The sequence below is a fragment of the Chryseobacterium kimseyorum genome (assembly GCF_025971945.1).
In the GTDB taxonomy this organism is placed as follows: domain Bacteria; phylum Bacteroidota; class Bacteroidia; order Flavobacteriales; family Weeksellaceae; genus Chryseobacterium; species Chryseobacterium kimseyorum.
On sequence record NZ_JAPDHW010000006.1, the window covers coordinates 208,103 to 222,832 of the forward strand.

The 14,730-nt window shown below is 36.8% G+C and carries 12 protein-coding genes; 9 read left to right on the plus strand and 3 right to left on the minus strand.

The window, feature by feature from the left end:
• The first annotated feature begins 82 nt into the window (after nucleotides 1-82).
• From glgB to apaG, 8 genes are all read left to right on the plus strand, one after another.
• Nucleotides 83-2,029 carry a 1,4-alpha-glucan branching protein GlgB gene (gene glgB, locus OMO38_RS10560; protein WP_264750222.1) on the plus strand — a complete coding sequence of 649 codons (1,947 nt, stop codon included), beginning with the start codon at nucleotides 83-85 and terminating at the stop codon, nucleotides 2,027-2,029.
• Nucleotides 2,030-2,031: 2 nt separating this feature from the next.
• A complete protein-coding gene (locus OMO38_RS10565; protein WP_264750144.1) occupies nucleotides 2,032-3,438 on the plus strand; it encodes a glycogen synthase in 1,407 nt (468 codons plus the stop codon).
• Between the two features lie 10 nt (nucleotides 3,439-3,448).
• A complete protein-coding gene (locus OMO38_RS10570) occupies nucleotides 3,449-3,886 on the plus strand; it encodes a hypothetical protein (protein WP_264750145.1) in 438 nt (145 codons plus the stop codon).
• A 52-nt stretch (nucleotides 3,887-3,938) separates the two neighbouring features.
• Nucleotides 3,939-5,207: a glucose-1-phosphate adenylyltransferase gene (locus tag OMO38_RS10575; protein ID WP_264750146.1), complete on the plus strand. Its 1,269-nt coding sequence runs from the start codon at nucleotides 3,939-3,941 to the stop codon at nucleotides 5,205-5,207.
• 72 nt (nucleotides 5,208-5,279) lie between these two features.
• A complete protein-coding gene (locus OMO38_RS10580) occupies nucleotides 5,280-6,320 on the plus strand; it encodes an SRPBCC domain-containing protein (RefSeq protein ID WP_264750147.1) in 1,041 nt (346 codons plus the stop codon).
• A gap of 124 nt (nucleotides 6,321-6,444) precedes the next feature.
• Nucleotides 6,445-9,261, plus strand: a complete 2,817-nt coding sequence (locus OMO38_RS10585; protein WP_264750148.1) for a 2-oxoglutarate dehydrogenase E1 component — start codon at nucleotides 6,445-6,447, stop codon at nucleotides 9,259-9,261.
• 39 nt (nucleotides 9,262-9,300) lie between these two features.
• Nucleotides 9,301-10,566, plus strand: coding sequence for a 2-oxoglutarate dehydrogenase complex dihydrolipoyllysine-residue succinyltransferase (odhB, locus tag OMO38_RS10590; protein WP_264750149.1), 1,266 nt, complete (start codon nucleotides 9,301-9,303; stop codon nucleotides 10,564-10,566).
• Between the two features lie 81 nt (nucleotides 10,567-10,647).
• Nucleotides 10,648-11,034: a Co2+/Mg2+ efflux protein ApaG gene (gene apaG, locus OMO38_RS10595; RefSeq protein ID WP_264750150.1), complete on the plus strand. Its 387-nt coding sequence runs from the start codon at nucleotides 10,648-10,650 to the stop codon at nucleotides 11,032-11,034.
• Nucleotides 11,035-11,353: 319 nt separating this feature from the next.
• Here the strand turns inward: apaG and OMO38_RS10600 are convergent, their stop codons facing one another.
• From OMO38_RS10600 to OMO38_RS10610, 3 genes are read right to left on the minus strand one after another with little or no spacing between them, the layout of a single operon-like run.
• Nucleotides 11,354-11,908 carry a 3'-5' exonuclease gene (locus tag OMO38_RS10600; protein ID WP_264750151.1) on the minus strand — a complete coding sequence of 185 codons (555 nt, stop codon included), beginning with the start codon at nucleotides 11,906-11,908 and terminating at the stop codon, nucleotides 11,354-11,356.
• A gap of 56 nt (nucleotides 11,909-11,964) precedes the next feature.
• Complete coding sequence (locus OMO38_RS10605) at nucleotides 11,965-12,948, minus strand: glycosyltransferase family 2 protein (RefSeq protein ID WP_264750152.1); 984 nt, start codon at nucleotides 12,946-12,948, stop codon at nucleotides 11,965-11,967.
• 6 nt (nucleotides 12,949-12,954) lie between these two features.
• On the minus strand, nucleotides 12,955-13,839 hold the full coding sequence (locus OMO38_RS10610) for a lysophospholipid acyltransferase family protein (protein ID WP_264750153.1): 885 nt from the start codon (nucleotides 13,837-13,839) through the stop codon (nucleotides 12,955-12,957).
• A gap of 156 nt (nucleotides 13,840-13,995) precedes the next feature.
• On the opposite strand from OMO38_RS10610, the gene OMO38_RS10615 reads away from it, so the two are divergent.
• On the plus strand, nucleotides 13,996-14,580 hold the full coding sequence (locus tag OMO38_RS10615; RefSeq protein ID WP_264750154.1) for a thioredoxin family protein: 585 nt from the start codon (nucleotides 13,996-13,998) through the stop codon (nucleotides 14,578-14,580).
• The last annotated feature ends 150 nt before the right edge of the window (nucleotides 14,581-14,730 follow it).

Sequence of the window (14,730 nt, forward strand, 5' to 3'; positions counted from 1 at the left end):
GACAAACCATTTAACAGAATGTTTTTCTATGGTTTTTTTTAAAATAAAGTTATTGATGCTGTAAGGTTAAAAAAACACTATGATGAATTCGGTAAAAACGTATACACTTTTCACAGATCATGATATCTATCTCTTCAAAGAAGGTAAGCATTATCGCCTCTACGAAAAATTTGGCGCACACTCGGTAGAAAAAGACGGAGTACAGGGAGTTTACTTTTCAGTTTGGGCTCCAAATGCAAAGAAAGTTTCTGTGATCGGTAATTTCAATAATTGGAATCATCAGGATCATATACTCTTTCCGAGGTGGGATGGTTCAGGTATCTGGGAAGGCTTTATTGCCGGACTGACCTGGGGGACGCTCTACAAATATGCAATAGAAAGTTTAGGCACTATTTTAGAAAAGAGTGATCCTTACGCATTGAGCTGGGAACAGAATCTTCAGGCAGCATCGCTTGTTTCTACCAATTGGTATGAATGGACAGATCAGGAATGGCAGGAAAAACGCTGGAAAAATAACAGCTTAGAAGCTCCGATTTCGGTGTACGAACTGCACTTGGGGTCTTGGGTTCGCAACGTTGAAGATCCCGAGAAGTTTTTAAACTACAGAGATATTGCAGAGAAACTGGTTCCGTATATAAAGTATATGGGTTTTACTCACGTAGAATTTATGCCCGTAATGGAGTATCCTTATGATCCGAGTTGGGGTTATCAGATTACCGGTTTTTTTGCAGCGACTTCAAGATTTGGATCTCCTCAGGATCTGATGTTTTTAATTAATGAGCTCCACAACAATGATATTGGAGTTATTCTCGATTGGGTTCCTTCACATTTTCCTGGAGATGCCAATGGTCTGCACCGTTTTGACGGAAGTTATTTGTACGAGCACGAAGATCCACGAAAAGGTTTTCATCCCGATTGGAAATCGTACATCTTTAATTACGGAAGAAATGAAGTTAAATCTTTCCTGATCTCAAATGCGATGTTTTGGCTTGACCGTTATCATGCTGACGGCTTGCGTGTAGATGCAGTGACCTCGATGCTTCATTTAGATTATTCAAGAAATGAAGGGGAATGGGAACCGAATATTTACGGGGAAAACGTCAATCTTGAAGCAAAAGCTTTTTTACAGGAATTTAATACTGCCGTGTATAAAGAATTTGGCAACAGCATCATCACGATTGCCGAAGAAAGTTCAGATTTTCCTTTACTCACAAAACCCGTTCACGATGGTGGAGTAGGATTCGGAATGAAATGGATGATGGGCTGGATGCATGACACTTTAGATTATTTCAAAGAAGAATACGATAACAGAAAACACACCCATCATAAACTGACTTTTGCATCGATGTACATGTACAACGAAAACTACATGATGCCTCTGTCTCATGATGAAGTCGTACACGGAAAAGCGAGTCTTATCTATAAAATGAAGGGTGATGAATGGCAGAAATTTGCTAATTTAAGGGCGCTGTATGTTTATATGTTTACGCATCCCGGTGCAAAACTGCTTTTTATGGGTGATGAATTTGGACAGACGAGTGAATGGAATTTTAAACAGAGTCTAGACTGGCATTTGCTGGATTTTCCTATTCATAAAGGCTTGCAGAGTTTAGTAAAAGATCTGAATCATTTATACAGAAGTGAAACTGCATTTTACGAAAATCAGTTTAACCCAAATGGTTTTGAATGGGTAGAAGCCGATGATGCAGAACGTTCTGTTCTAATTTATTTAAGAAAAGGAAAAAAGAAAGATGATGTTCTGATGGTAATTTTAAATCTGACTCCCAATGTATTTGATTACAAAATAGGAGTCGATGCCGGAACAAAATGGGAAGTTATTTTCAATTCTGATGATGAAAAATATAATGGTAGCGGAGTAGAAACAACTATTTTTAAAGAAGAAAATGAAGAGTGGATGAACCGTGAGAAATCGATTTCCCTGAAACTGCCGCCGCTCGCCGGAATCGTTTTGAAAATGACAAAAGATAGAAAGTATAAGATTCAAAGAATAAAACAACATAAAAAATAAGAATGACAGTTTATCACCTTAGCACAGAATGTTATCCTGTAGCCAAAGTCGGAGGTTTGGCCGACGTCGTTGGAGCTTTACCGAAGTATCAGAATAAAATGAAGGATGTGGATGCCAAAGTAGTGATGCCATGGTATAATAAATCTTTTGTTTATGATCATGAATTTGATGTGGTTTTTGACGGCTTCATTCACCAGGGGCAGAATATGCTTCAGGTTCAGGTATTAAAAGAAAAAACCAATACGTTGGGCTTTGAACTGTTTATGGTAAAAATTCCCGGACTGTTGGATCGTGAAAATCCTTACGGATATCAGGATGAAAGCTTCCAGTTTTTGGCATTTCAACATGGTGTCTTACATTGGCTGACTGCGATGCAGATTCGTCCTGACGTTCTGCACTGCCATGATTATCATACCGGATTAGTTCCTTTTATGGTAGAGAACTGTCCTGAATTTGGTTTTTTAAAAGGTATTAAAACGATTGGAACAATTCATAATGGTGAATATCAGGGGATGATGCGTTGGGATATGATTCATTATATGCCATCTTTTGATCATTATAAATGGGGACTTTTGGATTGGAACGGATTTATCAATCCTTTGGCCTGTATGATTAAATGCTGTACAGCTTTTACCACAGTATCTGAAGGATACCTTGAGGAACTTTTTGTGAGTTTTAGAGGTTTGGAGAGTTTAGTCCGTGACGAATTTGGAAAAGCATACGGAATTATCAACGGGATTGATAGCGATGTCTGGAATCCTGAAACCGATCCTATGCTTGATTTTAATTTTAATAAAAAAAATGTTCTCAAAATCAAAAAGAAGAACAAGCAGAAATTGTGTAAAGAATATAATCTGAATCCGGATTTGCCGCTTTTTGCGTTTATCGGAAGGTTTGCCACAGAAAAAGGAGCAGATTTACTGCCCGATGTAATCTGGAGAAGTATAAAGCAAACTTACGGCTCACTTAATATTATGGTTTTGGGATCAGGTAACACGTATATTGAAGATAAATTAAAGGAACTGAACTATGTTTACGCCAATTTTGCGACAGATATTGGTTATAAAGAACATTTATCTCACAAAATTTACGCTTCGGCAGATTTTTTGTTGATGCCTTCGAGGGTAGAGCCTTGCGGTCTTAATCAAATGTATGCCATGCGCTACGGAACAGTTCCCGTGGTAAGTTATACCGGAGGTTTGAGAGACACTGTAAAGGATATTTCAACAGGCGGTTCAGGATTAAATTTCACTTATCCTGGAGTTGATGATATTATTCATGCAATGGTTCGCGGCTTAGCGATCTACAATCAGAAAAAGGCGATGGATGATTTGGTACTGTCAAATATGAATTTTGACTTTGCATGGGAGAAATCTGCGGAAAAGTATTTAGCTTTATATAAGAACTAAATTATTAAGAGTGAAAAATAAAGCATACTTTCTAACCGCTGCATCATTTTTGATCTCAGTGTCTGGTTTAGCTCAAAACAGTAATCAGTCGATGAACAACACAATGTTGATGAACCGTCAGCAGACGGCTGCGGCAATGCAGTCGATGAACTTTGGAAGATCGTTGATGTCAAATCACAGCAAATTTTTTGCGCCCAAACAGAAAGAGCTTGATCTTTTCAGGAGACTTTCAGTCAATAACGCGAAAAAGATTGAAGAACTCGAAGCTGAAATTGCAGAAAAGCAAAGCAGTTTGGAAAGCAGTGATAATGCAGAAAAGATTCAGAAACAGATAAAAAGAAAAGAGTTTTGGCTGAAGATTGCAAGAAAAGAGAAAATAAAATTTGAGACTGCAATAACCCAGCTTGAAGCCGAAATTGCAGCTTCTGAGAATGCTTTAAATAAATAAAAAATAAATCAAGAAAAGTATACTAATAATTAGATAAACCACAAATAAATTTATGAATCCAAATGTCATTTCAATCGTTTTAGGAGGAGGAAGAGGTACAAGGCTTTTCCCATTAACGTACTCAAGATCAAAACCTGCTGTACCCATTGCCGGAAAGTACAGATTGGTTGATATTCCAATTTCAAACTGTTTAAATTCGGGTTTAAATAAAATATTAGTATTAACGCAGTTTAATTCTGCGTCACTGAATGCTCACATCAAAAATTCATATCATTTTGATATTTTCAGCAAAGGTTTCGTAGATATTTTAGCTGCAGAACAGAATGTTGAAAACGAAAGTTGGTTCCAGGGAACTGCAGATGCGGTTCGTCAGTCGATGAAACATTTGGAAAAATATGATTATGAATATATTTTAATTCTTTCGGGAGATCAGCTGTATCAGATGGATTTTAATGCGATGCTTGATTTCCATATAGAAAATGGCGGCGACGTTACCATTGCAACAATTCCTGTCAATGCAAAAGATGCCACAGGTTTTGGAATTTTAAAATCTGATGACGAAGGAAATATAACCTCCTTTATTGAAAAACCAAGCTATGACCTTTTAGACGGTCTGCAGTCTGAAGTTTCAGATAAAAACAAAGCTGACGGAAAAGAATATCTGGCTTCAATGGGAATTTATATTTTCACCAAAACAATTTTGAAAAAAATGTTTGAAGACGGAGCTGGAGACGATTTCGGGAAAGATATTATCCCAAGCTCCATCGGAAAATACAGCACGTTAAGTTATCAGTATGAAGGATACTGGACAGATATCGGGACCATAGAATCTTTCTACGAAGCGAATCTGGATCTCTGTCAGGATTTCCCACAGTTCAATCTTTTTTCATCTTCTCCTATTTACACGAGAGCAAGAATGCTTCCACCTTCAAAAATCAACGGTTCTTATGTGAGCAAAGCGGTATTTGGAGACGGCTGTATTATTCTGGCTGATAAAATTGAAAACTCAGTTATTGGAAACAGAACGAGAATTGACAAAGGCAGCACCATCGTAAATTCTTACGTAATGGGAGCCGATTTCTACCAAAATACTACTGAAATTGTCATGAACGACAGAGAAGGAAGACCAAATATGGGAATCGGAAAATACTGTTATATTGAAAAAGCTATTCTTGACAAAAACTGTTACATCGGAGATAATGTTCGGATTATTGGCGGTAAACATATGGAAGACGGAGATTACGGAACGCATTCTGTGCAAGACGGAATTGTTGTAATCAAGAAAGGCGCCGTGCTTCAGCCAGGAACTCATATCGGATAATAATTACATTACTATACAAACTGGAGTGATCAATATATTGGTCACTTTTTTTATTTGTATTACTTTTGTGCGATGCGTTTTTTTAAAATCATAGCCGTAATTGTTATTTTTCTGGTAGGAGCTTATGCTGCTTCCATGTATTTCTTTGTAGACGAAAGTAAAAGTTTCAAAGTTGAGAAAGAAGTAGATTATCCTTTAGACAAAGTCTTTAACCAGTTCAATAATTTACAGCATTTCACGAGATGGAATAACTTTTTTACAAGTTCTAAAACAATTACCATAGATTATTATACTCCTTACGAAGGGCAGGGAAGTGCTATCAGCTACAATGATCCTAAAAGTGAAGACGGTGGTGAAATGTTCATTCGTTACGAAAATCCCAACAAAACGTTGAGATATCAGCTCTTTGAAGACGAAGATGAAAACCCGACATTAATCGACGTTAAGTTCACGCCGGTTTCTGCAGAAAAAACAAAAATTACCTGGTTTGTTCACACTCCGAAACTTTCAGTTTTAACGCGAGCTCAGAACTTCTGGACCGAAGATAAATTCACCGACAATATCGACAAAAGTATGGTGAATCTTAAAAATGTTTTAGGCAATAAAGTTTCAAAAGATAATCAGCTGGCTTCGATTAAATATGACAGTCTGATGGTTGAAAAAGAAGAGGCCAAAATGATTTTGGGCGTAAGCGTAAGTACATCCAATAAAAAAGACGCTCTGTACAGAAATATTGTGATGAATTATAATAAGGTGTATAATTATGTGACAATGGATTTGGGCAAGAAAGATGATGAATTTGGTTACCCAATTCTGATTACTGATGCAGATAATTTTAAAGATAACGAAGTTTCTTATTATTTTGGAATTCCTTTATCTAAAAAATTCGGAGTCAACGATAATAATTTCAGCTTTAGATCGATCAGTCCTACTCAAAATTATGTGATTTATTATAAAGGAACGTATGCCGGAAGAGTGAAGGCAATTCAGCAGTTAATGCAAAAAGCAAAAACCGATGAGATGCGTTATGGTGATATTTATCAGACTTTCATAGAGCAGCCTTTAGAGAATCAGGATGTCAATATGAAGCTTTCGTTATCTGTTTATAAATAAATATGATACAAATCACTTCTTTATGTTTTTTTTAATAGTTTGAGTCTGCCCCAAGTCGGTTTTTTTTATTAAATTTGAAGATTAATACGACTAACAAAATTTAATAAATAGACCAACTGTAATAATGGACAGATTTTCATTCCTAAACGCAGCTCATTCTCAGTTAATTGAGGATTTATACCAACAGTACTTAAAATTTCCGGACTCTTTAGAACCATCATGGAAAGCCTTTTTTCAAGGCTTTGATTTTGCATTGGAGAATTATTCTGATGAAGAAGACATTCAGCAAATCAAAAACGTGGGAAATTCTTCTCCTGCAGTTCAGCAGATTTCTCAGGCAGCATCTAACGGTGAAGTTCCTGAGCATATCAAAAAGGAATTTAAGGTGGTAAATCTTATCGAAGCTTACAGAACGAGAGGCCACTTGTTTACAAAAACCAATCCTGTCCGAGAAAGAAGGCACTACACGCCGACTTTAGATATCGAAAATTTTGGTCTTGACCAGTCAGATTTGAACACAAAATTCAACTGTGCTGTTGAAACCGGAATGAAAGGTCCTGCAACTTTACAGGAACTGATCAGACATCTTGAAACAATCTACTGTGACTCAATTGGTGTGGAGTATACTTACATCAACAATATCGAGGAAAAAGATTTTATCAAGCAGTGGATTCAGGTTAATGAAAATCATCCAAGCCTTAATGCAAACGAAAAAACCGAGATTTTACTTAAATTAAATCAGGCAGTTGCATTTGAAAATTATCTACATACTAAATTTGTTGGTCAGAAAAGATTCTCGTTAGAGGGTGGTGAATCTTTGATTCCCGCTTTGGATCAGTTGATCTCAAGATCTTCACAGTTAGGCGTTGACGAGGTGGTACTGGGTATGGCTCACAGAGGTAGATTGAATGTATTGACCAATATTTTCGGGAAATCATACAAGCAGATTTTCTCAGAATTTGAAGGAAAAGAATTTGAAGAAGATGTATTCTCAGGTGATGTAAAATATCACTTAGGTTCATCTAAAAAAATAAAAACAGCATCGGGAGAGGAAGTTTCAATTAATTTAACTCCAAACCCGTCTCACTTAGAAACTGTTGCTGCTTTGGTGGAAGGTATCTGCCGTGCTAAAGTAGATGATCGTTACAAAGGTGATTATAAAAAGATTTTACCAATCGTTATTCACGGTGACGGTGCCTTGGCTGGTCAGGGTATCGCTTACGAAGTTGCTCAGATGATGACTTTGGAAGGTTATAAAACCGGTGGTACGGTTCATATTGTTGTCAACAACCAGGTTTCATTTACGACCAATTATGCCGATGCAAGATCTTCTACATACTGTACAGATATTGCTAAGGTGACAGAATCTCCTGTAATGCACGTAAATGCTGACGATGCTGAAGCGGTAGTTCATGCAATTCATTTTGCTGCTGATTTCAGAGCTAAATTTGGTAAAGACGTTTACATCGATTTATTAGGATACAGAAAATATGGTCATAACGAAGGGGATGAGCCAAGATTTACCCAGCCTAATCTGTATAAATTAATCTCAAAACATCCTAACCCAAGAGAAATCTATAAAGATAAACTCTTGAAAGACAGCATTACATCAAACGATGTGATTGCAAAAATGGAAACTGAATTCAAAGCACTTTTAGATAAAGACTTTGATGCTTCGAAGGAAATCGAGAAAAATGTGATGGATATCTTCATGGCAGATGACTGGACAAATTTCCCTATTGCAAAAAGAGGTGCAGTGCAGAATGCTGTTGATACAGGATATGATTTAGATAAATTGAAAGAGTTGGCTATTAAAATGTCAACACTTCCTGCGGATAAAAAATTCATCAATAAGATTACAAGACTTTTTGACAACCGTGTAAAAGCGATCGAAGGAAACTCTTTAGACTGGGCTCTGGGAGAATGGTTGGCGTATGCTACTCTTCTTGTTGAAGGTCATAATATCAGAATTTCTGGTGAAGATGTGGAAAGAGGAACATTCTCTCACAGACACGCCGTGGTAAAAACTGAAGATACAGAAGAAGAATACATTCCTTTAAAAGAAGTTTCAGAAAGCAGATTTGATGTTTTCAACTCTCACCTTTCAGAATACGGAGTTTTAGGATTTGATTACGGTTATGCGATGGCATCTCCAAATACTTTAACAATCTGGGAAGCTCAGTTCGGAGATTTCGTAAATGGAGCTCAGATTATTGTTGACCAGTATTTGGCTGCAGCAGAAGAAAAATGGAAGATTCAGGACGGTCTTGTAATGCTGTTGCCTCACGGTTCGGAAGGGCAGGGTGCAGAACACTCTTCAGCAAGATTAGAAAGATTCTTAACGCTTTGTGCGAATGAAAATATGGTCGTGGCAAACATTACTTCTCCTGCCAACTATTTCCACCTGTTGAGAAGACAGTTGAAGTGGTCGTTCAGAAAACCGTTGATCGTGATGAGTCCAAAATCATTACTTAGACATCCGAAAGTGGTTTCTCCACTGGAAGATTTCGCAAATAAAGGTTTCCAGCCGATCTTTGATGATCCTACAGCAGATCCTAAAAAAGTTGAAAAATTAGTTCTTTGTTCAGGTAAACTGTACTTCGAATTATTAGCTAAGAAAGAAGAATTGAATTGTGAAAATGTTGCTTTGGTAAGATTTGAGCAGTTGTATCCACTTCAGACTGATGCGATAGAAGCTGTGTTCGAGAAATATGAAAACAAAACTTCAATTGTTTGGGCTCAGGAAGAACCGGAAAACATGGGAGCATGGTCTTATATCTTAAGAAATTTCAGAGATACAGGAATTCAGGTTATCTCGCCGGTACCAAGTGGTGCTCCGGCTCCTGGAAGTCACAAAATGTTTGAGAAAAACCAGAATCTTGTGATCAACAGAGTTTTCGACAGAGATGATGCTCCGGCTAAAAGACCTGTTACCGCTTAATTATATTAAATATCCAATTAAAAAAATAAAAAATACGATATGTCAATTTTAGAAATGAAAGTTCCTTCACCGGGAGAATCAATTACAGAAGTTGAAATTGCAACTTGGCTTGTAAAAGATGGTGATTATGTACAAAAAGATCAACCAATCGCTGAAGTAGACTCAGACAAGGCAACATTAGAATTACCGGCAGAAGAAAGTGGTGTAATCACTTTAAAAGCTGAAGAAGGAGATGTAGTACAGGTAGGTCAGGTTGTTTGTTTAATTGATATGGACGCTGCTAAACCTGAAGGTGGTGCTGCTCCTGCTGCTGAAGCTCCAAAACAGGAAGAAGCGCCAAAAGCTGCTGAACCTGCAAAACAGGAAGCTCCAAAACAGGAAGCTCCAAAACCAGCTCCGGCTGCTCCTCAGTCTTATGCTACAGGTTCTCCATCTCCGGCGGCAAAGAAAATTCTTGACGAAAAAGGAATTGATGCTTCTCAGGTTTCCGGATCTGGTAGAGACGGTAGAATCTCTAAAACTGATGCTGAATTAGCTGCTGTTCCTGCAATGGGTGGAAGCTCTTTAACGTCTACCGGTGCAAGATCTACAACTACAACTAAACTTTCAGTTCTTAGAAGAAAAATCGCTCAGAGATTAGTTTCTGTAAAGAACGAAACTGCAATGTTGACGACTTTCAATGAAGTAGATATGTCTGAAATTTTCAGATTGAGAAAACAGTATAAAGAAGAATTTGCTCAAAAACACGGAGTTGGACTTGGTTTCATGTCTTTCTTCACAAAAGCGGTTACAAGAGCGTTACAAATGTATCCGGATGTAAATGCATCAATTGACGGAGATTTCAAAACGAACTATGATTTCTGTGATATTTCAATTGCAGTTTCAGGTCCTAAAGGTCTGATGGTTCCTGTATTGAGAAATGCTGAGAATATGTCGTTCGCAAATGTTGAAGGAAACATCAAAGACCTGGCAATTAAAGTAAGAGACGGTAAAATTACAGTTGACGAAATGACAGGTGGTACTTTCACTATTACAAACGGTGGTACTTTCGGTTCTATGTTGTCTACACCAATTATCAACCCGCCTCAGTCTGCTATCTTAGGAATGCACAATATCATCCAGAGACCGGTAGCGGTTGACGGGCAGGTGGTTATTCGTCCTATGATGTACGTGGCAATGTCTTACGATCACAGAATTATCGACGGTAAAGAGTCTGTAGGATTCCTTGTTGCGGTAAAAGAAGGAATCGACAATCCGGTAGAAATTCTATTGGGAGGAGATGAGAAAAAAGGTCTTGGATTGTAAAAATTAATTTCCAGGAATATCATATACAATCTCGCCTTCAAAAAAGGCGAGATTTTTGTATCAAACAATAAAACGAACAAAATGTTTTCAAAAATTACTTCAAATATTAAGGTGTCTGTGACGCCTGAGTATGATAGCAAAAACAGTTATCCGTCTGAAAACCGATTTGTTTTTAAATACAACATCGTAATCGAGAATGACGGCGATTTCCCGATTAAAATTCTAAAAAGAAAATGGCTCATCTTTGATGTAGGATTCGGCTTTACCGAAGTGGTGGGAGATGGTGTAATCGGTCTTACTCCGGATATACAGCCAAACGATCAGTTTGCATATTTTTCCAATGTAATGCTGCGTTCCGGTGTCGGAAATATGAGCGGTAAGTATTTGGTAAGAAACGAAGAAACTCACGAAAATTTCGAGATCGATATTCCAAAATTCAATCTGTTGTCAGCAATACTGGTTAACTGATTTTTGAGATAAATTGATTTGGTCAGAAAGATCAATTTTATTTTTAGGGCAGCTGTTTCCGCCTTCCGCTCCCAATTTTTTTTTTAAAACAAAAAAGATTTCCGCTCAAGTCGGGCTGCGGTTTTCACAAGACATCAAACGGCAGGTTACAGTTCAGAATTTCTCAGTGAAAGTTATTTGAACAACATCGCTTGTGAGATAATAATACTCAAATTTTACTACCTGGAAGCTTTAATTTTTATAATACTGTTCTCTTTGTTGCAGGTTCAAAAACGTATAAATCAACAGCTAAGAAAACCTGTTTTCAAAACAGTTGAAATCACAGTTTCTTTAGCTTTGCCTGAAAATAGTCGTGAATTTCGTCTGTACTGGTAATAATAAGCCTCTCAAAACCCAATAAAGCAATTCTGGCACATGCTTCGGCATCGTCTCCGGCTCTGTGGTGATTGAATTTTATCTGATGATGTTCTGCCAAATGTTTTAAACCATATTTAGGAAGGTAATTCCATGATTTTTTTGCCACCTGAATGCTGCAGAGATAATTTAAATTAGGCTTAAAAATTCCGTAATAATCAAGACAGCTTCTTAAAACACCTGCATCAAAACTTGCGTTGTGAGCCAACATTAATGTTCCGTACATCATATCCTGTACTTCGTACCAGATTTCATCAAAGGTAGGAGCGTCTTTCACATCATTCGGAACAATACCGTGTACATCAATATTTCTCTGGTTAAAATAGGGAAAACTCGGAGGTTTGATCAGCCAGGTTTTGGTAGAGACAATTTGTGAATTTTCAACGACGCAGACTCCCAGTTCGCAAGCCGAATGTCTTTCGTGAGTAGCCGTTTCAAAATCTATTGCGCAGAAATCCATGTGAAAATTATAATTGATGAATGATTATTGGTGAATATTTAGCCAATGTGTATGTATTAATTTTTTTTATTACCTAAAAAGTGTTTAAAAATAAGCCATTCTGTTTGGTAATACTTTTTAACTTGATTTTTCTGTCTTAATTTTAGAGTTCCAGGAATTTGAGCATAGAAACCAAAATGACCCCGTAAAACTGCCCACAGATGAGATAAACCATTTTTATAAGCAAAGTAAAAAGCAGCTGCTCCGTCTAAAATCATCCTTAAAAATAAAACCCAAATCAGATGAGGAAAAGGTAAATTTTTCATCATCATCGAAAGATTATTTCTGATATTGAGGAAAGTCTTTTGTGGACTTTGTTTATTCAGAGTTCCGCCTCCAACATGATATACTTTAGACTGTCCGGTATAATATATTTTTCTACCCGAATTAATTAATCTCCAGCATAAATCTATTTCTTCCTGATGGGCGAAAAATCTTGCATCAAAGCCATTTTGCTCCCAGAAATCTTTAGAACGGATAAAAAAACAGCATCCTGAAGCCCAGAAAATTTCACTCTCATCATCATACTGACCTTTATCTTCTTCTACATCATCGAAAATACGGCCTCTGCAGTACGGATAGCCCAAATTGTCGATCAATCCACCTCCGGCGCCTGCAAATTCAAAATATTTCTTATTATGGTAAGATAAAATTTTTGGCTGAACAGCCGCAATCTCAGGATCTTTTTTGAATAAATTTAAAACAGGTTCAATCCAGTTTTCAGTGACCTCTACATCAGAATTTAAAAGACAGTAATATTCTGCATGGATATGCTTTAAACCTTCGTTGTATCCACCTGCAAAACCGTAGTTTTTATCGTTTAAAACGATTTTAATAGTCGGAAAATGAGCTTTCAGAAAATCTACAGATTCATCATCCGAAAAATTATCAATAACGTAAATATCAACATTTTGAGAATACTTAGTTACGCTTGGAAGGAATTTTTCCAACCAGCTTTTCCCGTTCCAGTTGAGAATGACAATAGCTAAATTTTCTGACATCAAGATTTAAAGTTTTTCAGAATCAAAAGTTTTAATAGAGTCCTGATATTTCCATTTTCGGTGCGACCAAAGATAGTTGTCTGGCCTTTTTTTAATAGTATTTTCCAGGAGCTGATGAAACTTCTTCACCACTTCATTATTGACAAATTTTTCACCTTCAGGTTCAATCTTGTGATAGTTGATCTGATAATGACCTCGTTTTACTTTTTTCATTTCTGTATAAATAAAAATAAGATCCATTCTGGTTGCCAGTTTATCATACCCTATAAATGCCGGCGTTCTCTGGTTAAGAAATTCTAATCCGTAATTAACATGGGCAACATGCGGAGTCTGATCAGCAACAAAAAGATAGATGGAGTCACCGTCATTTTTACCTCTGAAAATATTAAGTATTACTTCGTTTGCTTCCAGAGCATCGTTGCCGAACTTGCTTCTCACTTTTTTCATCTGTGTTTCCCAAAACTCACTGTTGACTTTCCGGTAAACGGGATGACAGTTTTTTTGCGGAATAATAGTGGCCAGAGCATTCATCCATTCCCAGTTAAATACATGGCCGGCCAGTAAAATAATATTTTTACCTTCAGCTTTAGCTTCATGAAACAGGTGTTGATTGATGTGCTGCATTCGCACTCGCGTTTCAGTTTTAGACATCGTGAAAGATTTCACAGTCTCCGCCAGGTAATCTGAAAAATTAAGATAAAATTTCTTTCGTATCGCAGCAATCTCTTCATCTGACTTTTCAGGAAAAGAATTTTTGAGATTCTGAGTGATGATTTTTTTACGGTATCCTACAAAATAGTAATTCAAGAAGAAGATGATATCCGAAAAAATATACAATATTTTAAGCGGCATCTTCGAAATTAAGTAAAGTATTTTGATCAGAAAATTCATAAAGTCTACAAATTTAGCAATAATAAAATTATGGTTTCATTTTTGCTGCAAATAAGTATTAATTTTTTAACTTTATAGTACTGAATCGCCTAAATTTGGAAGTCTAAAAACCGATAAAATACGCAGTTTCATTATTTCAAAACTTATTATCTACACATGAAAAATATTTCAAAAAATCTGGCAATTCTCAGCTTTCTTTCAGTTGGAAGTTTGGTATTTGCACAGAATACAAAAGTTTCTCCTGAAGCTAAAAATCCTGACAGTAAGGCTCTCATTGTGAAAACTGATCATCAGGAACTTGAAGCCAAGAAAAAGGCTGCTGAAGAAAAAGCCAAACTTCCGAAGCCTTATGATGCGAAAGCCGATGCAGAAAAAGATATCGAGAACTTAGTGGCAAAGGCTAAAAAAGAGAAGAAAAACATTATGATCCAGGCGGGAGGGAACTGGTGTATCTGGTGTTTGAGATTCAACCAATATGTACAGACAACTCCTGAATTGAAAAAATTGGTAGATGATAATTATCTTTATTATCATTTGAATTATTCACCTGACAACAAAAACGAAAAAGTTTTTACCAAATATGGAAACCCAGGTGATCAGTTTGGATATCCTGTATTCATTGTTTTGGACCAGAACGGAAAAATGATTCATGTACAGAAAAGTGATGTGCTGGAGGAAGGAAAAGGTTACAGCCTTGAAAAAGTAAAAGAGTTTTTCAAGACATGGACGAAAAAATCATAAAAGAAACCGGGAATATTTCCCGGTTTTTTTATGGTCTTTATTCAACCTCCTTCATCAGTTATTTGAGAATACATGATGATGATATGGAGTAGGGAGCCAGCGTACGATTCAGTTCACGACTAAAAATAAAGAGCAGACCAAAAAAACCAC